The following is a 24594-nucleotide window of genomic DNA, read 5'->3' as shown; positions in this document are numbered from 1 at the left end:
GCAGCGGCAGGTAGCGGGCAGGGCGTGCAACGGCTCGCACTCAGTGGATGGCCACCGGGTTGATATTGACCTGGGTCGACCCCTTGTACAGCGGCTGGCCCAGTACGAACAGGAACTCGAAGGCCTTGTCGCGCACCAGCGCCCGGGTATCGATCAGTTCCAGGTTGTAGATGCCGCGCTTGGCCAGCATGTACTGGTTGACCGGAAACTCTTCGCCGGTGGGGTTCGGGTAGACCTCCGAGGCCCAGGTGTCACCGCCGAAGGCGACGATGCCCTGGTCGGCCAGCCACTCGGCCGCCGGCAGGTCAATGCCCGGCTCGGTGGCGAGGAACTGCTGGTTGTCCTTGCCGATCAGTTCCAGCCAGCCGGTGTTGAACAGCACCACGTCGCCCTTGCGCAGGGTGATGCCTTGTCGCTTCAGTACCGTCTTGATGTCGTTGACGGTGAACGACGTACCGCCCGGCACGATGGCCTTGCCATAGTACGCGGTCATGTCCAGCACCACGCCACGGGTGACCATCGGCGGCACTTTTTCCACACCAAGCTTGGTCACACCTTCGACGGTGACGAAGTCGGCGGCCTTGTTGCCGTTGTAGTAGACGTTGTCGATACCGATATGGCCGATGCCGTTGAGCTGGGTACCGACGCCGGTCCAGCCGTTGACCAGTTCATCGTTGAAGCTGAATTTGTTCTTGCCCAGGGTCTGGCCGGCCTGTTCGCCGGGCTGGATGTTGTAGAGGTGGAAGCTGCGGTGGCGGAAGGCGGGCAAGTCCTTGCTGACGGGGACTGCGAGGGGGTAGGTCTTGCCGGTTTTGACCAGGCTGATGGCTTGCTTGACCACCTCGGGGCTGAGGAGGTTGGCGGCGCCGATTTCGTCGTTAGGGCCGTAGGGGGAGGATTGCCAATCGGTGGCCTGGGTGGTTTGGGCGGTGCTGACCAGGGCCAGGGTGACTAATAGGGGTTTGAAATAGTGCAATTTGTGGGCTCCTGAACGGGGAGGGATGTCAGGGGCGGATTCTGGGTGGAGGTGGAAAGCGGAAAAAGCCGTTGGCGGGACAAGGAGTTTTGCGTGTGGAGCAAGAGAGATTCGGGCGGCAGCTGGCATGAACAACCCAAAGCATGGCCCCGGCTCGATGCAGGCCTGGGACGAGGGGGCCATGCGCCAATGTCAGCGGCCCAGCGCTGCGATCAACTGCTCGTTGAAGGCCGGGATATCGTCCGGCTGGCGACTGGTGATCAGGTTGCCGTCCACCACCACCTGTTCATCGACCCAGTTGCCGCCGGCGTTGCGGATGTCATCCTGCAAGGTCTTGTAGCTGGTCATCCGCTTGCCCTTGGCCAGGCCGGTCGAGACCAGCAGCCACCCGCCGTGGCAGATCACCGCCAGCGGCTTGCCCGCGGAATCATGGCTTTTCACCAGCTTCTGCGCGCCAGGTATCAGCCGGATCGTGTCGGAATTCTGTACGCCGCCGGGCAGCACCAGGGCATCGTACAGATCGAGGTGGGCAGCCTCGAACGTTGCATCCACGGCAAATTCATCGGCGGGCTTGTCGTGATTCCAGCCGCGCACGGTCCCTTCCTTTTCGCTCAGGATATCGACCACCGCGCCATGTTTTTCCAGGGCTTCACGAGGGCCAGTCAACTCCACCTGTTCGAATCCGTCGGTGACCAGAAAGGCCACGCGCTTGCCATTCAGTTGTGCATTCATCGTCGTGTCTCCTTTTTTGATAGGTCTGAAAGGGCAGGCCCCGGGGCTGGCGTGAAGTTCCAACGGATTCCCGGAAGGCTGGCATCACTTCTTGCCAGGCAGCACTGCACCCAGCACCTGCTTGGCCGTCTGCACGATCACGCCGGCCTCGTCAGGGTCGCCCTTGAGCAGGGTGCTGGCGAATTTCTTCGCCTGTTCCAGCTTGATGTGCGGGGGCAGCGGCGGCACGTTGGGGTCGGTCTTGAATTCGATCAGCACCGGGCGGTCGGCGGCCAGGGCCCGTTCCCAGGCACTGGCGACCTCGTCCTCGCGCTCGACGAAGATGCCCTGCAGGCCGATGGAAATGGCAAACAGGTGGTAAGGCACGTCGGGTATGGACTGGGACGCCTCGAACTTCGGGTCGCCTTCCATGACCCGCTGCTCCCAGGTGACCTGATTGAGGTCTTCGTTGTTGAACACGGCGCAGATCCACTTGGGGTTTTCCCATTGCTGCCAGTACTTGGCCACGGTGATCAGCTCGGCCAGGTTGTTCATCTGCATCGCACCGTCGCCCACCAGGGCGATCACCGGGCGCTGCGGATAGGCGAACTTGGCGGCGATCGCATAGGGCACGGCGGCGCCCATGCACGCCAGGCCGCCGGACAACGAACACTGCATGCCCTGGCGGATCATCAGGTCACGCGCGAACCAGTTGGCGCAGGAGCCGGAGTCACTGGTGACGATGGCCGCGTCCGGCAGGCGTGGGGAGAGCTCATGCACCACCCGCTGCGGGTTGATCGGGTCGGCCTTGGCCAGGGCGCGTTTTTCCAGGGTCTTGTCCCAGCGCGCGCGCCAGCCTTCGATCTTCTTGCGCCAGCGCCGGTCGGGCTTGTGTTCGAGCAAGGGCAACAGCGCATGCAGGGTTTCGCCGGCGTCACCGACCAGGTTGACCTCCATCGGGTAGCGCAGGCTGAGCATGTCGGGCTGCAGGTCGATCTGCACGCCACGGGCCTGGCCTTCCTTGGGCAGGAATTCGGAGTAGGGAAAGCCGGAGCCGATCATCAGCAAGGTGTCGCATTCAGTCATCAGCTTGTAGCTCGGCTCGGTGCCGAGCAGGCCGATGGAACCGGTGACCCAGGGCAGGGTGTCCGGAAGCACGGCCTTGCCCAGCAGCGCCTTGGCCACGCCCGCCCCGAGCTTTTCGGCCACCGCCTCCACTTGTTCGCTCGCCTGCAGTGCGCCGGCACCGACCAGCATGGCCACCTTGCGCCCGGCATTGAGCACGTCGGCGGCCTGCTGCAGGTCAGCCGAGTAGGGCAGCACCCTCGGCTTGCTGTAGCCGACGCCAGAATGCACGGTGCCGTGGGCCCTGGCGGGCGCTTCATAGGGCAGGTCCTGCAAGTCATTCGGCAGAATGATGGCGGTTACTCTGCGCTCGCCCACGGCCGTGCGCACGGCGCGGTCGAGCAGGTGCCGTACCTGGGCAGGGGTGGACGCCTGCTGCACGAACGCCCCGGCCACGTCCTTGAACATCGACAGCAGATCCAACTCCTGCTGATAGTGCCCGCCCAGCGCCGCCCGTGCCTGCTGGCCAACGATGGCCAGCACCGGCTGGTGGTCCATGCGCGCATCGTACAGCCCAGTGAGCAGATGCGAGGCACCGGGGCCCGAGGTGGCGATGCATACCCCTAGCTCACCGGTGAACTTGGCGTGGGCGCTAGCCATGAACGCGGCCATTTCCTCATGGCGGGCCTGAATGAACGCGATCTTACCGTTGGCCCGGTTCAACGCGCCGAACACACCATTGATGCCGTCGCCCGGGTAACCATAGATACGCCGCACGCCCCACCGGTACAAACGCTCGACCAGGAAGTCACCTACCGTCGTTGTCATCGTCGTGTCCCTGTCAGTGATGGATAGGGTCTGGACTGGATCGCGAAGGCGAAAGTTTCACTGGGTGTACCTGGTCGCCCGGCAGGAACCTCGACACTGGCAGCGCATTCTCAAGGGTATTGCCCGACTTCATCGCGAGGCCCTCATGTTTACCCTCGACAGCACCACCCAGCCGCAAAGGACGCTGCATTTCGCCGATGACGGCGCGACGCCGAACAGCCGCTTCGCCGTGTTGCTCTACCGCCTGCACCTTGCGCCGGCTGATGACAACGCCGGCGCCTTCGAGGCGTTGTTCGCCGCCCACCAATGGACGCCGTTGTGGCGCGACGGCATCTTCGACTATCAGCATTTCCACCCCAATGCCCATGAGGTGCTGGGGGTGGCCTGCGGGCAGGCACGGGTGACACTGGGCGGCGAGGGCGGCCAGACGTTGACCGTGAAAGCGGGCAATGTTTTGGTCCTACCGGCTGGCACCGGCCATTGCTGTGTCGAGCACAGCGAGGACTTCCTGGTGGTGGGGGCTTATCCGCTGGGGCAGGAGAAGTACGAAATTCAGCGGCCCGAGGACGGCGCGCACGACCAAGCGCTGGCGCGCATCGCCGCCGTGCCCAGGCCAGCGCAAGATCCGGTGACCGGCGCACGAGGCGCCCTGATGACGCTATGGCGCTGATCATCGGCCAACGGCGTTCAGGCCTCTTTGAAGCGCAGCATGTCTTCCTGGGGTAACGCGGTGACCTTGATCGCCCGCACCGGCACGGCAAACTTGGCGCCGATCCTGGAGAAACGCTCCAGCAGATGGAAATTGATGGCCTGCTGGATATCCATGTACAGGTTGTAGCCTGGGTCCTTAACGATATACACGCACTCGAACTCCAGCGCCTCCTTGCCGAAGCCACGCAGGTGGGCGCGGTCGAAGCGTGCCTGGCCCTGTGCCTTGATTGCCTCTTCGATGATGCCGGGTGCCTTCTTCACGGCATCGGTGGGGGTGTCATAGGACAAGCCGAACTCGAACACGATGCGTCGCTCCTGCAGGCGCTTGTAGTTCTGGATGGTGCTGCTGATCATGCTGGCGTTGGCCATGACGATCTGTTCGCCGCCCAGGCTGCGGATGCGCGTGGTCTTCAGCCCGACATGCTCCACGGTGCCGGCCAGGGGGCCGACGACGATGAAGTCCCCCACCTCGAAGGGCTTGTCCACGGCGATCGACAGCGAGGCGAACAGGTCGCCGAGGATGTTCTGTACCGCCAGCGCCACGGCGATGCCACCCACCCCGAGGCTGGCGACGAAGGCGGTGATGTTCACCCCGAGGTTGGACAGCATGGCCAGCACCACCACCGACCACAGCAGCACCCGCGCGCCCCAGGCGGACAGCGTGGCCAGCGCGCTGCCCTGGTTCAGCCCGTCGCCGCCGTGCCGGGCGAAATAGCGGCGCAGGCCCAAGGCGATGGCGCGGTTGGCCCACAGGCCGATTTGCAGCGCTGCCACCACGAACCACAGGCTGCCCACCCGGGCCAGCCAACGCTCGGGCAAATCGAGCATGCCCAGGCCCACCAGCAGCGAGGCGAGCAGCAGCAAGGCATTGCTGGTGCCGTCGAGCACCTTGGCCAGCACCTGGCTGAACGCGCCGTCGTGTGCGGACCAGCGGCGTACCCGCCGCTGCACAAAGCTGATCGCCGCCCGCGCCGCGACAAAGGTCAGGGTGGCGACGCCCAACGCCAGCAGCAGGTTGAGGATGGAGATACCGAATAGCGTGGTATCGGTGAACAGTTCAATGATGCGGTCATTCATGAGTGGCTCGCCTCCTGGTTGCCCTCGGTGATGTACAGCGTCCTTTCATCGGACGTCGAGGTGCGGCCAGAGGTCGATCGGATTTTCACGGCCGCTTTTCGAGAACGTCTTGACCCCGCCAGCGCGCCACCGTGTTACAGCAGCTGCCATTCGTCCGAGACTTGCGACTTGGTCTGAACGCCCAAGGGGTAAAGCGCCCTTATTCAAGTCGAACACGCGCTGTTTACCTTCCAATAAAAATTTTGCCCGAGGCCTTTGTAAAATGGTGACCACCCCCACCGATCTGGAAGTGGCAATGGAAATCGGCATCAGCGAAACCGAGGTCAAGCGCTATCGGGGCGATACCTTTCTGCTGGGTGACGGCGCATGGCTGATCCATTTCGGATACACCATGCCCAAGGAATTGCGTGCGCGCCTGACCGGCAGCTTTACGCTGATCTTCAAGCCTGGCATGGCTGTCAGCGACAGGCGCAGACCGGGGTAGGGCGCACCTACGCCTGGTACGCTTACCGACGCCTGCGTTCAAGTGCCGCCAGCACCCAGCCCGCTACGAATCCGAGGGCCAGGGCGGCTGCCAGGATGCCTGCGGGGTGGCGTTGCAGGCGCTCGACACCCGCCACCAGACGTCGTCCCTGCACCGCTGCAAAGGCTGGAACTTCGGGTGCCGATGGCTGCTGCCCGGGCTGTTCGACTTCACCGGCACCCTCGTCAGGGGGCCAATGCTCCAGGCGCGACACTGCCAGGGAAGTGCCATCGGCCAAGGTCAGCACCAGGTCCTTGATCTCACCCGCGATGCGGTTGGCGAACACAGGCTCGCCCGTGGCATCGAGGTTGTCATAGATAAATCGCCGCCCCTCCAGCCATCCCACGGCGGTCAGCAGTTCCGGCCCCAGATAGTACTTGCCGTCGAGAAAGAAGCCGGTGAACGGATGCACCCGCTCGAGGTTTTCCACGGCATAGCGTTCTCCCTGCTTCATACCGGTGGCGGGATCGATCATGGCAGCACGCTCCGTGTGTCTGTAGCGCTGAACACACGGCCGTTCCTACTCAGGACGAGCGGATCCGCATGCATTTCGATACGGACTTCGCCGGTACCGCGACAGATCGAAGCTCTCATGGGTTGAATCTCCTGCACGCTGTGGGGACGGTCTATGCAGGGGAAGCCAGGGAGCGCGTTAAAGTTCAAGCGCAGATCACCAGCGGCATTTGCGTCGCGCCAACCGTCCAGACGGCTGGAGGGAACCTCGTACGACGCACAGGCATCTTCCGTCAAAGAAAGCAGGGCGGCTCGAGATGAATGCCTTCAGCGACCCGATGACCCCGGCGCAATGCCGGCTGGCAGCGATCAACCACTGGTTCGACACCTACGACAACCACGCCCTGCGTCGGCACTGTCCAAGTACCTATCACGATGAACTCCTGCGCCAGGCGGACGAGATGGACCGGCTGCGATTGATCGACTGGACTGAGTGGCGCGACCTGCGCCGGCTTGCCGATCGGGCGTTCGTGAAGGCGGTGGCCGGCGCGGATTATCACCTTGTGTAGCTGCCTGGACAGTGCCGACCATTCGTCCAGCCGATCGCACTTCGCTAGCGGCCATGGCTTCAACCGTTCAGCCAAACCCACTCAGGAGTGAACGACATGCCCCGTGGAGACAAAGACAAGTACACCGAGAAACAGAAGCGCAAGGCCGAACACATCGAGCAAAGCTACGAGCACAAGGGCCTTTCCAAGGACGAAGCCGAGTCCCGTGCCTGGGCTACCGTCAACAAGCAGTCCGGCGGGGGTGACAAGGCCGGCGGATCGGGAAGCAAGACGTCGTCGAGCGAGAAGAAGACCGCACGCTCCGACTCGGCCAAGCGGGCTGCGAAAACCCGTCAGGGCCACGCGCGTGAGTCAGGTGCGTCACTGGAAACACAAACCAAGGAAAGCCTGATGAAAGAGGCGCGCAGCAAGGATATCAAGGGGCGCTCGAGCATGACCAAGGCGCAACTGGTCGAGGCGTTGCGCAAGAAAGGCTGACCGCTGCCGGTTGAACAACGGGCGCGACAGCGTCTGATCGGTGAACAAGGTTCCGCAGGAGTAAGTCATGCCCCTTTCAAGAGAGCGGCATTCAACAGTCATATGCTTGCAGGAAGGAAAGATCCTGTTCGTACGCAAGGAGGCCCCGGTGTGGTCCCTGCCAGGCGGGAAACTCGAAACCGGTGAGCAACCGCTTGAAGCGGCCCGTCGGGAATTGAGAGAGGAAACCAGCTTGCCTCTGGAGGAGGCTCAATATCTGGGCCATCACACCTATGCCGCAGAGGAGCATTATCTGTACAAAATGCCCGTGGCTTCTTCAGCGCAACCGATCGCTGACGATGAAATTGTCGAGTGTCATTGGTTTACTCCCACTGAGCTCGTGCATGTATCGGTGAAGCCGACCAACCTCGATCTTCTCAGGCGCGCAGGATTGCTTGACCGGTAACCTCCGTTCGGAATGGTACGGCACAGCCAACTGTCGATCATTTGGCGCTGGTTCTCGTCAGTGTCGGTCAGCTGCTCAAGGAGAACGGCACCTGACTTGCCTCTGTCATCGTCGCGGCGGCCGCTTCGGCCAGCCAGGCCAACAGTGCCTTCATGTGTGGCTGCCGTTCCCGGCCAGGTACGCAGACCGCCATGTAGCGCGGCCCCGGCAGGCTGACGTCGGGCCGGAAGGCCGCCAGTTCGCCACGCTGCACGCTATCGGCCACCAGTACATTGCTCGCGAGCACCAGGCCTTGGCCTGCAACGGCGGCGCTCAAGGCAAAATGCTCGTCATCGAATTCGCGCATGCGTGCACGCTCCAGCCAGTCTTGGCAGCCCGCCGCCTCACACCAAAGCTGCCAGCTGATCGAGCAGCCTTGCGGGACCTGCCAGCGCAGGTCGATCAACTGGAGCTGTTCAACCGCCATGGCGGCGAGCACCGCAGGCGCGGCATAGACCGCGAAACGCTCCTCCATCAACGGCAGGTTGAACAGCTTCGGGTCGGTGTGGCTGACGGCTCGAATTGCCAGGTCGATGCTGGAGTCGCGCAGCAGGTCGACCAGTTCGTTGCCGGTATCGATGCGCAGGTTGAGCGCCTCGAAAGCACGGTAGAAATCGCCCAGCCTCGGAATCAACCAGGCGGCGGCCAGCCCGGGTGTGGTGGACAGGGTCAGGGACTGTGATGCGGTGCCGGGTAGGAAGTACTCCAGGCTACGACTGATATCCAGGAGTGCGCCATGGACCTGGCGATAGAGCTGCTCGCCTGGCTCGGTGAGCCTCACGCCCTGCGCGCTGCGCTCGAACAGCAAAGTGCCAAGCCGGGTCTCCAGCACCTTCACCTGGTGGGAAATGGCTGCCGGCGTGACCGAGAGCTCCTCGGCCGCGGCCTTGAAGCTGGTGAGGCGCGCCGCGGCCTCGAAGCTGCGCAACGCGTTGAGCGGAAGCGAAGAGAACACCGACCACCTCGTGGGATGAATTGGATTGATGCCCGCTCAATTTATCTCATTTTTCGTGGCGCTCACCGAGCGCTAACGTGGCGGCATTCGCTTTGACCACTTACAGGTGCATTGCCATGCAAGGTCCCGCCCGCAAGATCGTCCAGGCCGTTCTTTACGAAGCGATCGCCGTCGCCGTGCTGTCACCGGTCATCGCCTTGGTCTACGACAACGGCCTGGCACATGCCGGCGCGCTGTCGTTGATGCTGTCCGCCAGCGCGCTGGCCTGGAACGTGGTGTACAACTACCTGTTCGAGTTTTGGGAGCGCCGTCAGCTGAACCGTGTCCGCACCTTCGGCAGGCGCTTGCTGCACTCGGCGGGGTTCGAAGGTGGGTTGGTGCTGTTGCTGGTGCCACTGGTGGCCTGGTGGCTGCAGATTTCCTGGTGGGCGGCGCTGGTGACCGACCTGGGGTTGTTCGTGTTTTTCTTCTTTTATGCGCTGGTGTTTCAGTGGGCGTTCGACCGCGTGTTCGATGTGCCTGTCTCGGCGCAGGGCGAGGTATCGGCCGATGCTTGTGCGGGGTAAGGGTAGGGCGGCTGCGAGGCGAGGTGCCGAGCCGCCCGGATGCGTCAGTCCTTGCTGGCGTTGAGCTTGCGCAGCTCTTCGTAGGTGGCCGACTGGACGAACCAGAAGCCGGAAACGATGCACCAGCCGAGGCTGCCGACCACGAACACACCCAGGGCTGGCAGGAATCCGCCGGTGAACAGGGTGATGAGGGCGAACAGCCAGATAACGGCCAGGGAGACGTAGAGGACGATGTTGTTGACGCTGATGACGAAGTCTTTCACGAAGCGTATTCCTTGCGGGATATCAAAAGATTGCCCCTCCAGGGGCGCGCAGATGCTATCACATTGCCTCGTTAGGCTGCCGTTCGCGGCCCGGTACGCATAAACAAGTCACCACAGCCGTGCTTAACCGCCCTAGATTGGTGCCAATAGGTTCGACGGTCTGCAAGACACGCGTGCGTCTTGTGGCTAAAATCAGCTCGCCCGTACTGGCCATAGGCAATCATTACGTTGATGATCGGCCACTTTAGGAATTTTTACAGGGGGATGCATGGAATCAGTTGTTCCCAGAGACCGGTCAATATCGGATCTCTTATCGCGTGCCGCATCAGCGGATCTGGAAGTTTTGGCCGACCTGATTACCGATAGTGGCAAGGGCAGGATAGCTCTCGACAGCGATGTGAAGGCAACCATCGTGACCCGAAAGGTGCAGGGCCGCTTGCAATCTATTTCGGGCCTGCTTGAAAAGGAAATTTGTGCGTTCGGAAGCAACACCATTGCCTCCGCAATCAAATCGGAGAGCATCGGCTACCTCCAGGTTGCGATGGATGTCGCCAAAAAGCTGGACGGGAAACCCTCCGCGCAAGATGACATCTTCGCCATTGAGGAAATCATCATCCGCCAAGCCGTGGACAAGTACATGGGAGATGAAGCGCTCAAGGACTATCTGAATGGCGGCAATCTCGCTGGCTACATCAGTGAAATGGTGAAAACGCTGATGTTATCTGCCGGCAGCCTGGGTGGTATGGCTGCCACCGGCGGCGGGGCGGGCCTTGCCAGCGCCATCGGCGGCCGGGTGCTCTCAATGGTCGCAGCTCCACTTGCCATCGGAGCCGCAGGGCTTGCGATTTACCAGGCTTCGTCGCCGGCGTTCCGGATCACCATTCCTGCCGTGCTGCACATTGCCAAGCTGCGTCGCACACGTTACGACCAGGACTTCCAAGCCTACACGGAGAAACTGAAAGCATGTTTGTAAACGTTGACGCGCTTGTACGCTCCTTGCCTGATATCCCAGATGTCCTGGCCAAGCTGCACAGCGGAGACTACACGCTTTGGGGTGGCGTAGTCCGGCACTCAAAGGGAACCGAGAAGGCCGGGCAGATCGTTGGACACCTGCTTTTCCCGGGCGACTCAAGGCATGTCCAAGAGAGCCTACAGAACCTGCAATCCACTCTATCCAGTGGCCTGGGGTCGCTCCAAACCGGAATGGATCAAGTTCAGCAAAGCATGAATGTGCTCCAGGGCCTGCAGTCGGCCAATCTCGTAATGAGCGGGCTCAACCTCGCGGTAACTACCGCAGGCTTTGTCATTGTTTGCAAAAAACTCGACAAGATCAGCCAGAAAATAGACGAACAATCAAAAACGATCACACATACCTGGCATTTGGTGAGTGAGGCCCACGAGCGCAACCTGCTTGCTGATGAAGCTCGTTTTCGAGGCCTGCTACTCACCGCAATGCAGTTCTGCGAAGAAAACGATGATCAGCAGCTCAAGGCATTGATTGGATCGTTCAATGAGCAGTATCAATTCACCAAGCTTCTGCTGGATCGACATTCGCGGATTGCTACTAGCAACGTTGCATGTCTCGACCAAATATCACTACTGCAAAATCGCTTGGTAAACCTCGGTTTGATAATGTCCCACGTTCAGTTGAAGGCTGGTTCGTACAAGTACAGCCGGCAAAGCCTGACGGAGCTTGCCACCGACATCGCCAGCCTCAATGCTTCTCGGGTAAAGGCTTTGTCCGAGGATCGCAGTGTTGCGTCAATGATCACTCATGAACAATTCGCTGGTCTGACTCGCTTCCTGCAGGACGGAACACGGATGACGCCGTCTCTGACCTACCAAGCTGATCTCATTGAGCTTGAAGTGAAGCATCCTGGGCTGCTTCAGCATGCGACCGAGGCGCGGGAAATTCTGCTGATAGCCGCGTGAGCTATTCAACGAATGTTGTAGTGCCTGCTTCATCTTGTCATTTGCAATAGCTTAGGGCAGGGTCGATGCCAAGGACATCTCTGCCAAAGGAGCCACACCATGTCGAAGATATATCCCGGTATCGATCCCGAGGGGCTGGTCGAGTATTCGGTGGTCTATACGGACCGCTCGCTCAACCACATGTCCCAGTCGTTTCAAGGTGTGATGAAGAACATTTCAACCACTCTGAAACAGGTCTACAACGCCCAGGCGGTTGCGGTGGTCCCGGGCAGTGGCACTTTCGGCATGGAAGCGGTAGCCCGGCAGTTTGCCACCGGCCAGCAATGCCTGGTGCTACGCAACGGCTGGTTCAGTTATCGCTGGAGCCAGATCCTTGAGATGGGCAATATCCCGGCGGCCACAACGGTGCTCAAAGCCCGCCCGGTTGAAGCGGGCCGCCAGGCGGCCTACGCCCCGGCCCCTCTGGAAGAAGTGTTGGCGGCCATTGAGTCGCAGAAACCGCAGATTGTCTTCGCCCCCCACGTTGAAACGTCGTCAGGGATCATCCTGCCCGATGAGTACCTGCGGGCCGTGGGCGACGCCGTGCATGCGGTGGGTGGCCTGTTCGTGCTGGACTGCATCGCCTCTGGCGCGATCTGGGTTGATATGGACAAATGCGCAGTCGACCTGCTGATCAGCGCACCACAGAAAGGCTGGAGCGCCTCACCTTGCTGCGCCTTGGTGATGCTCAGCGCGTTCGCCCTCGAGCGCATCGAGTCGACGCAAAGCACCAGCTTCGCCTGCGACTTGAAGAAGTGGCTGCAGATCATGCAGGCCTATGAGCAGGGCGGCCACGCCTACCATGCGACCATGCCCAGCGATGCCCTGGCGCGATTCAACGAAGTAATGAAAGAGACGCAGGCCTACGGTTTCGACAAAGTCTGCAACGAACAACAGGCCCTGGGTGATCGGGTGCGCGCAATGATGACCCGCAAAGGCATCAAGAGCGTGGCCGCAGCAGGCTTCCAGGCCCCTGGCGTGGTGGTGAGCTACACCGATGACGCCGATATCAAGAGTGGTAAGAAGTTTGCCAGCCACGGCCTGCAGATTGCCGCCGGCGTGCCGTTGCAATGCGACGAGCCGGCCGACTTCCAGACCTTCCGCATCGGCCTGTTCGGGCTTGAAAAGCTGCACAATCTTCAGCGCACGGTCAGCACCCTTGAGCAGGCGCTGGACGAGGTGATGGTTAACTGAGCGCAAGGTTGGAGAACCTGCCATGACAGTAGCGGATGCAAGGTCGCGATTCGAAGCCAAGCTTCTTCGTCCGGCAAAGCCCGGTGATGGCAGGTCGTGGGCGTTCGTAGTGCTTCCGAGGGACGCGAGTGAACGGCTTCCGAGGCGGGGAAGGGCGACTGTTGACGGGACGATCAATGGGCATCCTTTTCGGGCAACCCTTGAGCCAGATGGGCAGTTGAGCCATTGGTTGAAGGTCAGTAGCGAGTTACTTGATGCGGCGGGTGTGGCCTTTGGCGATATCGTTACCCTCGAACTGATCCCAGTGAAGAAGGAGCCCGAGCCGGATATCCCAGCGGATTTCGAGAAAGCCCTGGCAGCCACACCTGAGGCTCAAAAGGTTTGGAACAGTACGACGACCCTAGCGCGGGTGGACTGGATCCACTGGATTACTTCTGCGAAGCAACTCAAGACGCGTGAAAAGCGAATTGGGGATGCCTGCGAGATGCTTGCGGCCGGTAAGAAGGCGGTTTGCTGTTTCGACTCGTCTGGTTACTACAGCAAAGCATTTCGGGCGCCTGAGGCGGAAAATTGACCTGTGGTTCAGCTCGGGAAAATCCAGGGGCGCGACCAGCCCTAAGAAACAACAATTGAAGCTGTCACTTTGTTGAGCCAGTCGGCTATGGCGGGTTTCATGGGTGGATGGCCTCTCCTGAGCAGCGCTGAATGTGCGCAGGAGAGAAGATATCCAGTGAATCTTAGCTGAGCCTGAGGTCGGAACCTTTAGGTCTTGTTTCAGCGCTCGCGCAAAGAGACGGCGCTGTAGATGCGCTGTTCATCAAACGTATACCGAACATCCACAGTGAAGGGGGCGAGGCAGGATTCCAGATCAGGCGTCAGGCTGTGGATTGCGCAGTGTCCCGGGTCGGCCGACAGCTCCACGATCAGATCAGCCGCGTACACGTGGCGTTGGCAAAAGGAGAAGATGGCTTTGTAGAACGCTTCTCTGATGCTGAACAGCAATGTGCCTTCGCAGAAGCCCTGTGTCGCGAAGTCTTTTGTCGGTGGACGTCCCAGCACCCGTCGATATAACGGCGCCTCCATCGGTCGGTTGGTCTGGGCATCAATTTCATTCATGTTCACAGGGCGTCCTCCGTGGCGGGACGATGGTTGACCTGCAGGCGGTTTTCGGCACCTCGTACGGCTTTGGCGATCCGCCAGAAGTAAATGAGCCCGATGGCGAGTTCGAATACCGAACCGATGATCCAACAGGTCACCAGCGACGACGGGTCATCACGATTGCCCATGGCGACGTAATAGATCAGCGGGATGCTCATGAACCACATCAGCAGCAGCCGCACGACCAGTGAAAACCTGGCCATACCGATGCTTTCGAGAACGGCGGCACCGGTCATCGAAAAAGCAAATGCACCGGAAAACGTCCACAGGACGCGCTGCGTATCGATGGCCAGGTCAATGATTTCCTGGTTGTGCCCCAGGTCGCCAAAAGCCTTGAGCAAGACTTGCGGCATCGTCACCTGGACGGTGGACACCAGCAGGACGTAGATCAACTCTATGACCACGGTTACCCGCACTATCGTCGCCAGCTCGGCATATTGCTGTTTTCCTGCCGCCGTGGCGCACAGGATGCTGCAGCCGATACCCAGCCCTATGATCGGGATGATGCCCAGGTAGTTGATCGTCAAGTTGACGTTGTTGGCCGCCAGCGCACTGGTGCCCAGTACCGCGACGATCCAGATGAACGCCGTGTTGCCGAGCTGATCCACCCCTGCCGACAAACCGCTGGGTACGCCTCGGCGCAGACGGAATGCCAGGCGACTCCACAGGTGTTCACTGCGGGCGATGAAGATATTCAGGAGCTCGCGACAGACCTCGCGGGGCAGCATGACCGCGTAGCAGCCCAGCATGGACAACGTTCCGATCAGGGTCCCGATAGCCGCGCCGGCCATACCCATTTCCGGTAACCCGAACTTGCCGAACACCAGGCCCACGGTAAAGATCGAGTCGACCACCTGACCCACAATGCCGACCATCAGTGTTTCACGGGTGCGTCCCACGCCATTGAAGAACGATGACAACGCCGTATTGATCGCCATCACGCCACCGAAAATCGCTGCCCAGAGCATGTACTGCGACTCAAGGCTGACGATTTGCGCGGGACGCGAGCTCAACTGCGGAATCAACGCAATCAGCGGGGCGGCCATGAACAGCAGCGCACCGCAGGCCAGTCCGAGGAATAATCCCAATGCACCTTCACCCCGGGCTTCTTCGAGTCCCGAGCGGCCGTTTGCCTGGGCGACGAAAGAGCGTGTAACCCCGACGGTGCTGCAGAAGAACGCTATGATTGCCATGCTGGTAAAGACCGCCGGCCCCGATGCCGCCAACGTAGCCGGTGAGTAATGCGCCAGGCATAACCGGTCGACGAGCATCATCAGCAGGTTACCGACCATCGTCCCCATCAACGGAAACGAGACAACGGCGATACGTTTCGCCACTGCGGCGTCAAACCAGCGCTGCATGCTCGAACTCCTTTGCCTGTTGGCCGGCAGGCGGGGCACCGAGTACCTCGTGTAAGTGAGCAAGTAGGCGGTCGGGGTCGCCGATCTGTGCGAGCAACGACAGCAGCAGGCGTTCCATGCCGAAGGCTACGCAGGCTGAGTGCATGGCGGGCTCAGGGGCTTGCGGACCGATCTTGAATGCCTGCGTGAACAGGTCGCGGTGCAGGTTGCGCGATCCGACGCTGACCTGGCGCTGGCGCCAGGGAATCACTGCTTCGAGCTTGACGCCCAGCGCCAGTTGAACCTTGCGGGTAACCTGGGCCGACTCACCATAAAAGACATCGCTGGCCCGCTTCACGAAGGTCGAAGGCACCAGGCGTCTGATCAATGCCACGCCACTGTCGAACAGCACCTGACACATGTGTTCGACTTGCGATTGCTGACCCAGCAGTACGAATTCACGCATTGTGAAACTGGCCAGGCGTGTCGGCTCCTCGAGGACGGGCTCGTACCGGTGGCAATGGCCCAGCGCCGTGAAGCACTTGAGATCCCAACGCTCTGTGCTGCCGGCCAGGTGGGTGAATGTGTGATAGCAGGTCGAGGGGCTCAATATCCAGTCGCCCTCGTGCTCCTTTTCAGAGTGATCGCTACACGCATGCGGGCTGGCGGTCATCGGGATGCAGGGCAGTTTGTTGAAAAAACCGATCTTCTCCAGTGCCTGTCGCTCGATCAGCGTCGTGCAAGAGTGCGCCGTGGCGCTGATATGACGGCTCATGGTGTTGATCAGTGCCTGGTCCAAGGCCTCGTAGGCCTGGTGAAGGGTGTCGCAAAAACGGTAGCCGATCAGACCATTGCCGGAAGCGACAACCGAGAGCAGGCGACGAGCCTGTAAATCCTGCAGTGCAAACATGTCGATTATCCCGCTTGGTTCATCATGGCGATCACGCTGTCGACCAGCGCCTCGCGGCTGTCCAGACAAAATGGCTGCAGCGCGGCATCGTCGAAGACGAATTGCACACGGTCTTCGATGGCGACCAGCAGCCGCATCTGGTCCAGAGAGTCAAATACGATCATGTCCAGCGGCGATGTCGGGCTGACTTGCTTGGCAGTGGCGAGCGTGTGCAGAACTTCGTCGACCACTCGGGTCAGGTCCATGTGAGTTAGGGTTTCCATACGATGAATCCTTCCATGTAAAGCGTGCCCAGGGCGATGGAGCGAAACGTTGCGAGCGCGACATCCGGCGACATGATCAGAGGCTGGCCCTTGACGTTGAAGGATCCCTTGGAGGCCGGGGCGGACGGGGTCTGGTTGGGTGGGCCGATTTATTCTCAACGCTGACACCACAGGTGATCGACTCAGAAGGTCACCTCTCATAATACGCAATTTAACAAGTGGGCGATGTCAAATGTTCATAAGCCACTCACGGGCCGGAGATTACTGACTCAAAGTCCTCGGAACGAATGCGGCCGTTCATCGATTGATGTTTATAAAACTAGCTTTATTGGCCTCAGTGCAAGACAAAGAGGTGCATACGAAGCTCAGGGCGATTCAGAACCTGTTCCGCAAGTATCGCGGTATCGCCGATTGATGCATTCAAATTGAAGGGCGAGTCCTTGATCAGCAACCTGGCTGATCGGGGAGAATTTTTCACCAGCACGATTTAACCAAGCCGCAGAGTGTGGCTATAAAATCGCTACTGAGCCTGATCGAACAGCGCCGCGGTGGCCTTGAGCACTAACGCTGTTAAGGCGATGAAGCGGTACTACGAAGCGTAGGTCTTCCACAGGAGGTCATTTTTATGCTAATGATGGCACTGAGCCACTGCTCGATGTGCAAGCTGCGCCTCAAAATGTCTATTTGCAGCCAAGCTAGGCCAGCCTCCAACCACTTTGCGCAGAACTTACCAGACCGTTTCCTCTGCTTTGAAAAGGAGTTTTTATGAGTAATGAAAATATTGAGACGCTTCTGGAACGGCTTGTCGCTATCAATGAAGAGGTTTCACAAAAGCTAGATGATATAAAATATGATTTATCAGAAATAAAAAATGAGCTGAACTGGGTTGGTGAACATTCCTATGCAAAAGTTGTGTATGACGGCTTGAACAACATTGAGATGAGATTGATAGGTATTGAGTCCAATACATCTAGCTTATAGTTCGCTGGAATGTTTTAGGTGGCTGGACTTTCCTTGAGCTAGTCAGTCTTGATGTAGCTTTTTGCAGTTTTGTGCCACTTTTGAAAAACCTTTGATACTAATTTTTTACCCCCGATAGAGCTGATAGGTCTGTGGCAAGTCAGGATGCATCTGCGCTTTGCTGCAGATCGCTGCTTAGCTGAACAGATTAAGCATCACCGAACGACCAAAGGATCATTACGTCTGAAGCAGGAAGCGCTATCATCCCGCCATCAGCTCAAGAGGATCCCTTCGCGGCCGGTCAGTCCGGCACTCCCTTGAGCATCACAACAAGGAAGGTTGCGCATGGACGACATCGTTCAGCCCCCCGCTGCTCAAGAAGAAATCCCACCCAAAGAAGTTAAGATCCTTGCCACCCTTGTGGCGAAGCTGAACCTTGCCGACTTCCAGAACGCCATTCCCGTAATTCGCGAACTTCGTATAGCGAACGAGACCGAAGACCGTTTCGTTAATGCGACCCTGACATTGACCTCAGAACCTGAGGTGTTCAAGGCCAAGGTATGGCGAATCGACGAGATTGGGGCAGATAGCTTCCGGATCATTCCTGGTCTTGATCTGGTCTTGGACGGCCCGTTGCTTAGTCGTCTGACCGAAGCTGAGCTGTCGACATTCACCTTCGTGCTTGAGGCGGACGACAAGGAAGCCGAGAGCGGCAGAAAGGAGGTCTCCCGTTTTGAGCAAGTCGTAGACCTTCTGCCCCGAAATCAGTGGGGTGGGTTGCGGCATATTCCTGACATGACGGCTGCCTTCGTGCAGCCGAATGATCCGGCAGTTGAACGACTCTTGAAGCAGACGGCTGAGTTGCTTCGCCAAAGTGAACTGTCCTCATCGCTGGATGGTTACGAGGGTGGCGCGAAGCGAGCTTGGCAGCTGGCGTCTGCGGTCTGGAGCGCCGTCGCACGGATGAAGCTCGACTATGCATTGCCGCCGGCAAGTTTTGAACAGTCAGGTCAAAAGGTGCGAAGCCCAAGCCAGATTGCCGATACTGGTTTGGCAACCTGCATGGATCTTACCCTGCTATTCTGCGCTGCCCTGGAGCAAATCGGGCTGAACCCAGTCATCGTGTTCACCCGCGGTCACGCTTTCGCGGGGTTGTGGATGAAGCCGGAGGAGTTCACTACTGCCCTTGTCGATGATGTGACGGCGGTACGCAAGCGGGTGAAGCTGCGGGAACTGGTTCTATTTGAAACGACACTCAGTACGCAGAATCCTGTCCCAACCTTCTCTTACGCAGTCGAGAGAGGTGAGAAGCAGATTGCCGAAGACGCGGACAGCGAATTTGAAATGCTGCTCGACATTCGCCGGGCTCGACTGCAACGGATCAAGCCACTCGCAAGTGCTGAGGCTCAGATCGCTCGGATTGCTGATGAGGTTCCGGTGGACTCTCCGACGCTCCTGGTCGAGGACGGGGCTGGAATCCCTGATGAGATCCACGAGGTAGTGGTCGAAGACCTTTCCAAGCTCGACCCAGCAGACCGACTTGGCCGGTGGCAGCGCAAACTGCTGGATCTCTCGCTTCGAAACAACCTCTTGAACTTCAAGACAGGCAAGCGGGCGCTGAAGCTGGAGTCCCCAGATCCAGGAGCCCTCGAGGACGTATTGGCCAGTGGTCAGTCGCTGAAGCTGCTCACCCGCCCAGACCTCATGGATGGTGCTGATCCGCGGGAGCGCGCTCTGTATGAGCAACGTGAGCGTGAGGATGTTCGTCGCCGGCATGCCGAGGATGCCCTCAATCGCAGAGAGGTGTTTGTTGCGCTGACATCCAACGAGATGGATGTTCGACTCACCGAACTGTACCGAGGTGCTCGCACAGCGCTGCAGGAAGGCGGCTCCAATACGCTCTTCTTGGCCATTGGCTTCCTGAGTTGGACACGCGAGGACAGAGCAGGGCAGAAGTACAAGGCGCCATTGGTTTTGATACCGGTTACGCTGGAGCGCAAGAGCGCTCGCTCCGGATTCACCATGGTGCTTCACGATGATGAGCCGCGCTTCAACCCCACCCTGATTGAGATGCTTCGACAGGATTTCGAATTGGGCTTGGGGTCGCTGGAGCACGAATTGCCTCGGGACGATTCTGGCCTTGATATCGCCGGTATTTGGAACAAGGTTGGCCATGCCATCAAGGACATCCCAGGTTGGGAGTTGAGAGAAGACGTCGTGCTGTCGATGTTCTCGTTTGCCAAATACCTCATGTGGAAGGATCTGGCCGAGAACGCTGAGCACCTGCGGCAGAGCCCAGTCGTTCAGCACCTTCTGGATACCCCACGCGATTCGTTCGTTTCGGATACACCGTTCCCAGAGGCGCAATCGCTGGATCGCGACTACGGCCCGACAGACGTTTTCTGCCCGCTGCCGTCTGACTCATCTCAGTTGGCTGCAGTGATGGCTGCAGCCAAGGGCAAAGACTTTGTGCTCATCGGCCCACCCGGTACTGGCAAGAGCCAGACGATTTCCAACATGATCGCCCAGTCGATTGCCCAAGGGCGTCGCGTGCTGTTCGTCTCGGAGAAGATCGCCGCGCTGGATGTCGTGTACCGTCGCTTGCGTGAGATTGGCTTGGGTGAGTTTTGCCTCGAGTTGCACTCAAGCAAGGCTCGGAAAACTGATGTGCTGGCCCAGCTGCAGTCCGCTTGGGAGGCAAAAGGGCAGGTCGATTCCGCTGCATGGGAGGTTGAGGCTCAGCGTCTCGCAACGCTGCGCGACAGCCTGAATATTTACGTCGAGCGACTGCACCGGCGCCATCGCAACGGTTACACCATCTACGATGCGATTGGCACGGTCACTTCGGGTGTCGATGAAGCTGTTGCCCCTGTTGGCTGGGCGTCACCTGAGACGCATGACCACAAGGCCATGCTTGAGCTTCGTGAATTGGGCGATCGCCTCGAAGTGAACGCGCAGGCTGTGGGCTACAGCCTGCTTGCTGGTAATGCGTTGTCCGCAGTTGGCCAAGCGGAATGGTCACCTCATTGGCAACAACAGTTCGTGCAGGCGGCTCGTGATGTGTTACCTACCGTCTTGGATGTCCAGTGTGCGGCTGATCGGTTCGTTGAGTTGGCTGGGCTCCTAGCTTCGGAATACACCCCGGATGCACTGGAGGGGCTGTCAGTCCTTTCCCAGGCACTACCCGCGGCAGCAGGACAGGATTGGCGCTTCGCGTTGCGGCCTGAAGCCCGCTCCATTTCTCAACGGCTGAGCGATGGCTGTGCGTGGGTTGAACAACATCGAGAGCTAAACGCTAAGCTTTCGCCGCTCTGGACTTCTCGCGTTGTGGCGGATGCTAAGCAGGGTATTGACCTGCTGCAGCAACGTCGCACCATTTTCGGTGAGCTCAGCCCGGCCTGGCCGGAAAGTGTCACCGATGTGCTTGCTCAGGCGGTGGCACTGCTTAGCCAAATAGTAGAGCTCAAGCAGCAGCTCAGTGCGACCTATGGCGATACGATCGAATCGCTCGACATCGATCTGTTGCTGAGAGAGTGGAAGGAGGCTGAGGAATCGTTCTGGCCAAAGTCCTGGTTCGGTAAGCGTCGTATCGCAGGTTTGCTAGCCCCGACTCAAACCACTGCAGGCGAGGCCGATCACGGTAAGGATTTAGCCACCTGGGCAGCAATACGTGCCGTGCGCCGCGCTATTGATGAGCTTAAGCCAGGGCACGAGTGCGTTGCCGTTTGGCAAGGTTCTAAGTCTGACGCTGAGAAGCTTTCGACGTCGATCAAACTTCAAGAGGTCATTCGGCTCCAGCAATCAGACTCGGACTGGATCGATGATGGGCTCCAGTTGGTCGAGCAAGGCCAGCTGGGTGATGCATTGAAGGAAGAACTGCAACGGCTTCGCACGCTGACTCGCCTTGATAGCGATATGGCTGCCTTGTCCGACCTTGGCTCGAGCACTCAGCAGCTTTGGTGCGGCAAGGACACTAACATTGAACTCCTTACTGCAGCGCTGCGCTTCCAGGCTGAGCGTCGGGATATCGAAGAACGTGGTCACTTTGTTGATGATCACCCAGAAGTGCAGGAGGGCCGCTGTGGAGCCTTGCTGAAAGGTGACTTCGATCTGTTGAAGGAGCGGGCAGCAGTTGAACGTGATCTGTCTGACCTGGCTGACCTGCGAGAACTGGTACCGGTGTGGAGTGACCTGAAGACCAAGCTTGAGATTGCACGTCAGGCTGTGGTGTTCCAAGGGCAGGTAGCAACTGCTGTTGCGAAGCTCGCGCTGAACCCGGAGCAGATTGCAGCTTACAAGGCTCCCCTTCAAACGCTCTTGGGCGATGGCAACGCTTTGCTAGAGCCTGAAGGTGCGATAGCTCTCGCAGGCGTTGGCCTGCGTGAAAAGCTTGCGTTGTTGCAGGAGCGTTCATCGCATCTGACTTCGATCGGTCACTTCACCGAGGCCGGTGCTGATGAGACCTCACACCTTTCGTTGAATGACCTCAAGAAAAATTGCGAAACCGTAGTTTCGTCCGAGGCGCGACTCAAGGCATGGTGTGCCTGGAGGAAGGTGCGCGATGAGGCCTTCGCCGTTGGCCTCGCCCCAATTGTCCAGGCCATGGAAAGCGGAGCCATCACCTCCGGAAAAGTCCGCCGCGTCTTCGAGGTGAATTATGCTCGCTGGTGGCTGAATACCACTGTCGATAACGAGGAAGTGATCCGGACATTTGTCAGCGTTGAGCATGAACAGCGTATTCGCGATTTCCGAGCGCTGGATGACAAGTTCACCGAGCTGACGAAGGACTGGCTCCGTGCTCGGCTGTGTGCTGACCTGCCAAGTCAGGACAGCGTGAGCCGCTCTTCAGAGTGGGGCTTGCTGCGTCATGAGATGGGCAAGAAAACCAAGCATATTCCATTGCGTGAGTTGATGACCCGGGCACCAGAAGCCCTCACCAAGCTGACGCCTTGCTTGCTGATGAGCCCGCTCTCGATTGCCCAATACCTGCCGCCAGCCTCAACCCCGTTCGACCTCGTCATCTTCGATGAGGCCTCTCAGATTCCGGTCTGGGATGCAATTGGTGCGATGGCGCGAGGAAAGCAGGTCGTGATGGTAGGTGACCCGAAACAGCTGCCGCCGACCTCGTTCTTTGACCGGGCTGAGTCCACTGCTGATGATGAGGATGTCGAAGCGGATCTCGAGAGCATCCTGGATGAATGCATCAGCGCGAACCTGCCGATGCGCAACCTGAACTGGCATTATCGCAGCCGTCACGAGAGCCTGATCGCGTTCTCCAACCAGCGTTACTACGGCTCGAAGCTGGTGACGTTCCCTTCGCCATTCACGGCTGATAAGGCTGTGCGGCTGTGTCCAGTTGCTGGTGTTTACGACAAGGGCGGCTCACGTACCAACCTGATTGAAGCAAGAGCCCTAGTTGCTGACCTTGTTGCTCGCCTTCAGTCGCCGGCCTTCCGTGAGAGCCGTCGTACTGTGGGAGTGGTCACGTTCAACGGTGAGCAGCAGAAGCTCATCATGGACATGCTCGATGAGGCATGCCGGAGGGATCCGTCGCTCGACTCGTACTTCGCTGAGTCTGAGCTCGAACCTGTGTTCGTGAAGAACCTGGAAAGTGTCCAGGGCGACGAGCGGGACATCATCTATTTCTCGACCACCTACGGAAAAGACGCTGCCGGCGTGATGTCTATGAACTTCGGCCCGATGAACCGTCCGGGTGGCGAGCGCCGACTGAACGTTGCAATTACGCGTGCTCGCCAAGAACTGGTGCTGTTCTCGACCCTCCGCCCAGAGCACATTGACCTTGCTCGGACGCAAGCCGTCGGGGTGCGTGACCTGAAGCATTTCCTCGAATTTGCTGAACGTGGGCCGCAGGCCTTGGCTGAAGCTAATTTCGGTAGTGTGGGTGGATTCGATAGCCCATTTGAAGAGGCAGTCGCTGCTGCCTTGGCCAAGAAGGGTTGGCAGATCCATACCCAGATTGGTGTCTCTTCCTTCCGAGTAGACTTGGGGGTTGTGCACCCTGATGCTCCAGGGCGCTTCCTAGCCGGTGTCGAGTGCGATGGGGCTACCTATCACCGCAGTGCGACTGCGCGTGATCGCGACAAGCTGCGTGAGTTTGTGCTGCGTGGACTTGGCTGGGAGATCGTTAGGATCTGGTCGACCGACTGGTGGGTTGATGCCGTGGGAACCGCAGAAAAGGTGCATCAACGTCTCACCGAACTGCTTGCCGAATCGAGGGCCAAGCAGGCGGTCATCGATGCTGCCCATGAGGCTGAGCGCCTAAAAGTCGATGCTGCCATGGCTGAAGTCATTGAGGTTGTGGATCAGGTTGCTGTTGTAGCTTCGACTTCAGCTGCTGGAGCCAATGATCCGTCTGGCGCAATGCCAGAGTTGAAATACGCCAGAGCTGCCGCGGCTCAAGCAGCAGAAGATACCGTGATTTCTTATGTACCAGTAGAGCACCTGGTTTACAAGGAAGCAGACCCTGCCGAGGCTGTGAAAGCGGTTGATCCAGACAGATTCTTCGAAGCGAGCTACACGGCTACCTTGGAACAGATGATTGCCCATGTGGTGGCAGAGGAGGGGCCTGTGCTCGATATGGCGCTTGCGCGGCGTATCGCGCGTGCTCATGGCTGGGTCAGAACGGGCTCGCGCATTCGTGATCGCGTCGATCAAATAGCGCGGGCACGATTCCGATCTCATGAAGAGGAGCAGGCAGGAACATTCTACTGGCCGACTCATCTCGAGTCGGATATGAACGTTGTCTTTCGTAGGCCCGGTGATGACGATGCCATTCGCCCACTTGCTGAAATCTGCTTGCCCGAACTAGGTGCCTTAGTAGATGAAATGACTAAGCATGGTCACGTAGGAGAGGGGCTGGTTTACGCAGTAGCCAAGGAAGCCGGGGTCGGTAAGCTTGCCCACGCGGGCCGTCAGCGTATCGAAAAAGCGATAAAGCGGATCGCAGAGTGATACTCGATAGGTCGCATTACCAGCGCCCCTTATCGATTCAGGGTGTAGCACTGTTGCTTCGAATTGTGCCGCGCCTGTGTACACACGAAGGCTAATTTGCAGTGGCAGAACAGGTCAGCAGCGAGATCGTATGCTGCTGACCTGTAAACCGTCATTGTGATGGGTTGA

22 protein-coding genes and 1 pseudogene are annotated in these 24594 nt (G+C 59.2%); 12 read left to right on the top strand and 11 right to left on the bottom strand.

The features are described 5' to 3' along the window. Positions 1 to 40: 40 nt before the first annotated feature. The 3 genes from KSS90_RS13140 to KSS90_RS13130 all read right to left on the bottom strand — a co-directional run bounded on the left by KSS90_RS13140 (position 41) and on the right by KSS90_RS13130 (position 3580). The gene (locus KSS90_RS13140; RefSeq protein WP_217865887.1) at positions 41 to 976 is read right to left on the bottom strand and encodes a cyclase family protein; all 936 of its coding nucleotides are present in this window, start codon (positions 974 to 976) and stop codon (positions 41 to 43) included. Positions 977 to 1168: 192 nt separating this feature from the next. Next, positions 1169 to 1708 (bottom strand): type 1 glutamine amidotransferase domain-containing protein, encoded by a 540-nt coding sequence (locus tag KSS90_RS13135; RefSeq protein ID WP_217865886.1) that lies wholly within the window; start codon positions 1706 to 1708, stop codon positions 1169 to 1171. Between the two features lie 84 nt (positions 1709 to 1792). Then, a complete protein-coding gene (locus KSS90_RS13130; RefSeq protein ID WP_217865885.1) occupies positions 1793 to 3580 on the bottom strand; it encodes a thiamine pyrophosphate-requiring protein in 1788 nt (595 codons plus the stop codon). Between the two features lie 145 nt (positions 3581 to 3725). On the opposite strand from KSS90_RS13130, the gene KSS90_RS13125 reads away from it, so the two are divergent. Next, positions 3726 to 4250 carry a cupin domain-containing protein gene (locus KSS90_RS13125; protein ID WP_217865884.1) on the top strand — a complete coding sequence of 175 codons (525 nt, stop codon included), beginning with the start codon at positions 3726 to 3728 and terminating at the stop codon, positions 4248 to 4250. A 17-nt stretch (positions 4251 to 4267) separates the two neighbouring features. Here KSS90_RS13125 and KSS90_RS13120 read toward each other — a convergent pair whose 3' ends face one another. Continuing rightward, positions 4268 to 5368, bottom strand: a complete 1101-nt coding sequence (locus KSS90_RS13120; protein WP_217865883.1) for a mechanosensitive ion channel family protein — start codon at positions 5366 to 5368, stop codon at positions 4268 to 4270. Between the two features lie 262 nt (positions 5369 to 5630). On the opposite strand from KSS90_RS13120, the gene KSS90_RS13115 reads away from it, so the two are divergent. Continuing rightward, on the top strand, positions 5631 to 5852 hold the full coding sequence (locus tag KSS90_RS13115; RefSeq protein WP_217865882.1) for a hypothetical protein: 222 nt from the start codon (positions 5631 to 5633) through the stop codon (positions 5850 to 5852). Between the two features lie 237 nt (positions 5853 to 6089). Here the strand turns inward: KSS90_RS13115 and KSS90_RS25580 are convergent. After that, positions 6090 to 6366 (bottom strand): annotated as a pseudogene (locus tag KSS90_RS25580) (SDR family oxidoreductase); the annotation flags it as partial. A 295-nt stretch (positions 6367 to 6661) separates the two neighbouring features. Here KSS90_RS25580 and KSS90_RS13105 point away from each other — a divergent pair. From KSS90_RS13105 to KSS90_RS13095, 3 genes are all read left to right on the top strand, one after another. Then, positions 6662 to 6913 (top strand): hypothetical protein, encoded by a 252-nt coding sequence (locus KSS90_RS13105; RefSeq protein ID WP_217865880.1) that lies wholly within the window; start codon positions 6662 to 6664, stop codon positions 6911 to 6913. A gap of 96 nt (positions 6914 to 7009) precedes the next feature. Continuing rightward, positions 7010 to 7390, top strand: a complete 381-nt coding sequence (locus KSS90_RS13100) for a termination factor Rho (RefSeq protein ID WP_217865879.1) — start codon at positions 7010 to 7012, stop codon at positions 7388 to 7390. A gap of 67 nt (positions 7391 to 7457) precedes the next feature. Beyond that, positions 7458 to 7835, top strand: coding sequence for an NUDIX domain-containing protein (locus tag KSS90_RS13095; protein ID WP_217865878.1), 378 nt, complete (start codon positions 7458 to 7460; stop codon positions 7833 to 7835). Positions 7836 to 7902: 67 nt separating this feature from the next. On the opposite strand, the gene KSS90_RS13090 is transcribed toward KSS90_RS13095, so the two are convergent. After that, on the bottom strand, positions 7903 to 8829 hold the full coding sequence (locus tag KSS90_RS13090; RefSeq protein ID WP_217865877.1) for a LysR substrate-binding domain-containing protein: 927 nt from the start codon (positions 8827 to 8829) through the stop codon (positions 7903 to 7905). Positions 8830 to 8945: 116 nt separating this feature from the next. On the opposite strand from KSS90_RS13090, the gene KSS90_RS13085 reads away from it, so the two are divergent. Next, positions 8946 to 9395 carry a PACE efflux transporter gene (locus tag KSS90_RS13085; protein ID WP_217865876.1) on the top strand — a complete coding sequence of 150 codons (450 nt, stop codon included), beginning with the start codon at positions 8946 to 8948 and terminating at the stop codon, positions 9393 to 9395. A gap of 44 nt (positions 9396 to 9439) precedes the next feature. On the opposite strand, the gene KSS90_RS13080 is transcribed toward KSS90_RS13085, so the two are convergent. Beyond that, a complete protein-coding gene (locus tag KSS90_RS13080; protein WP_023630431.1) occupies positions 9440 to 9658 on the bottom strand; it encodes a hypothetical protein in 219 nt (72 codons plus the stop codon). Between the two features lie 343 nt (positions 9659 to 10001). Here KSS90_RS13080 and KSS90_RS13075 point away from each other — a divergent pair, with 343 nt between their 5' ends. From KSS90_RS13075 to KSS90_RS13060, 4 genes are all read left to right on the top strand, one after another. Continuing rightward, the gene (locus tag KSS90_RS13075; protein WP_217865875.1) at positions 10002 to 10631 is read left to right on the top strand and encodes a YaaW family protein; all 630 of its coding nucleotides are present in this window, start codon (positions 10002 to 10004) and stop codon (positions 10629 to 10631) included. Next, complete coding sequence (locus KSS90_RS13070; protein ID WP_217865874.1) at positions 10622 to 11590, top strand: hypothetical protein; 969 nt, start codon at positions 10622 to 10624, stop codon at positions 11588 to 11590. Before KSS90_RS13075 ends, KSS90_RS13070 begins: the two co-directional genes overlap by 10 nt. 99 nt (positions 11591 to 11689) lie before the next feature. Next, complete coding sequence (locus KSS90_RS13065; RefSeq protein ID WP_217865873.1) at positions 11690 to 12823, top strand: pyridoxal-phosphate-dependent aminotransferase family protein; 1134 nt, start codon at positions 11690 to 11692, stop codon at positions 12821 to 12823. A 22-nt stretch (positions 12824 to 12845) separates the two neighbouring features. Continuing rightward, positions 12846 to 13397 carry a YdeI/OmpD-associated family protein gene (locus KSS90_RS13060; protein WP_217865872.1) on the top strand — a complete coding sequence of 184 codons (552 nt, stop codon included), beginning with the start codon at positions 12846 to 12848 and terminating at the stop codon, positions 13395 to 13397. Between the two features lie 200 nt (positions 13398 to 13597). Here the strand turns inward: KSS90_RS13060 and KSS90_RS13055 are convergent, their stop codons facing one another. The 4 genes from KSS90_RS13055 to KSS90_RS13040 are packed head-to-tail and all read right to left on the bottom strand — an operon-like array spanning position 13598 to position 16494. Next, a complete protein-coding gene (locus KSS90_RS13055) occupies positions 13598 to 13939 on the bottom strand; it encodes a hypothetical protein (RefSeq protein WP_217865871.1) in 342 nt (113 codons plus the stop codon). Between the two features lie 2 nt (positions 13940 to 13941). Beyond that, a complete protein-coding gene (locus tag KSS90_RS13050; RefSeq protein WP_217865870.1) occupies positions 13942 to 15342 on the bottom strand; it encodes an MATE family efflux transporter in 1401 nt (466 codons plus the stop codon). Next, positions 15326 to 16231, bottom strand: coding sequence for a class-II aminoacyl-tRNA synthetase family protein (locus tag KSS90_RS13045; RefSeq protein ID WP_217865869.1), 906 nt, complete (start codon positions 16229 to 16231; stop codon positions 15326 to 15328). Before KSS90_RS13045 ends, KSS90_RS13050 begins: the two co-directional genes overlap by 17 nt. 5 nt (positions 16232 to 16236) lie before the next feature. Continuing rightward, positions 16237 to 16494 (bottom strand): phosphopantetheine-binding protein, encoded by a 258-nt coding sequence (locus KSS90_RS13040; RefSeq protein ID WP_217865868.1) that lies wholly within the window; start codon positions 16492 to 16494, stop codon positions 16237 to 16239. Between the two features lie 765 nt (positions 16495 to 17259). Here KSS90_RS13040 and KSS90_RS13035 point away from each other — a divergent pair. Both KSS90_RS13035 and proA read left to right on the top strand, forming a co-directional pair. Continuing rightward, the gene (locus tag KSS90_RS13035) at positions 17260 to 17475 is read left to right on the top strand and encodes a hypothetical protein (RefSeq protein ID WP_217865867.1); all 216 of its coding nucleotides are present in this window, start codon (positions 17260 to 17262) and stop codon (positions 17473 to 17475) included. A gap of 324 nt (positions 17476 to 17799) precedes the next feature. Beyond that, complete coding sequence (gene proA / locus KSS90_RS13030; RefSeq protein ID WP_217865866.1) at positions 17800 to 24426, top strand: anti-phage protein ProA; 6627 nt, start codon at positions 17800 to 17802, stop codon at positions 24424 to 24426. Positions 24427 to 24594: the final 168 nt, after the last annotated feature.

It is taken from the genome of Pseudomonas maumuensis (genome assembly GCF_019139675.1).
In the GTDB taxonomy this organism is placed as follows: Bacteria; Pseudomonadota; Gammaproteobacteria; order Pseudomonadales; family Pseudomonadaceae; genus Aquipseudomonas; species Aquipseudomonas maumuensis.
The sequence above is the reverse complement of the archived record's forward strand: the minus strand, read 5'-3'. Positions and strand labels throughout refer to the sequence as shown.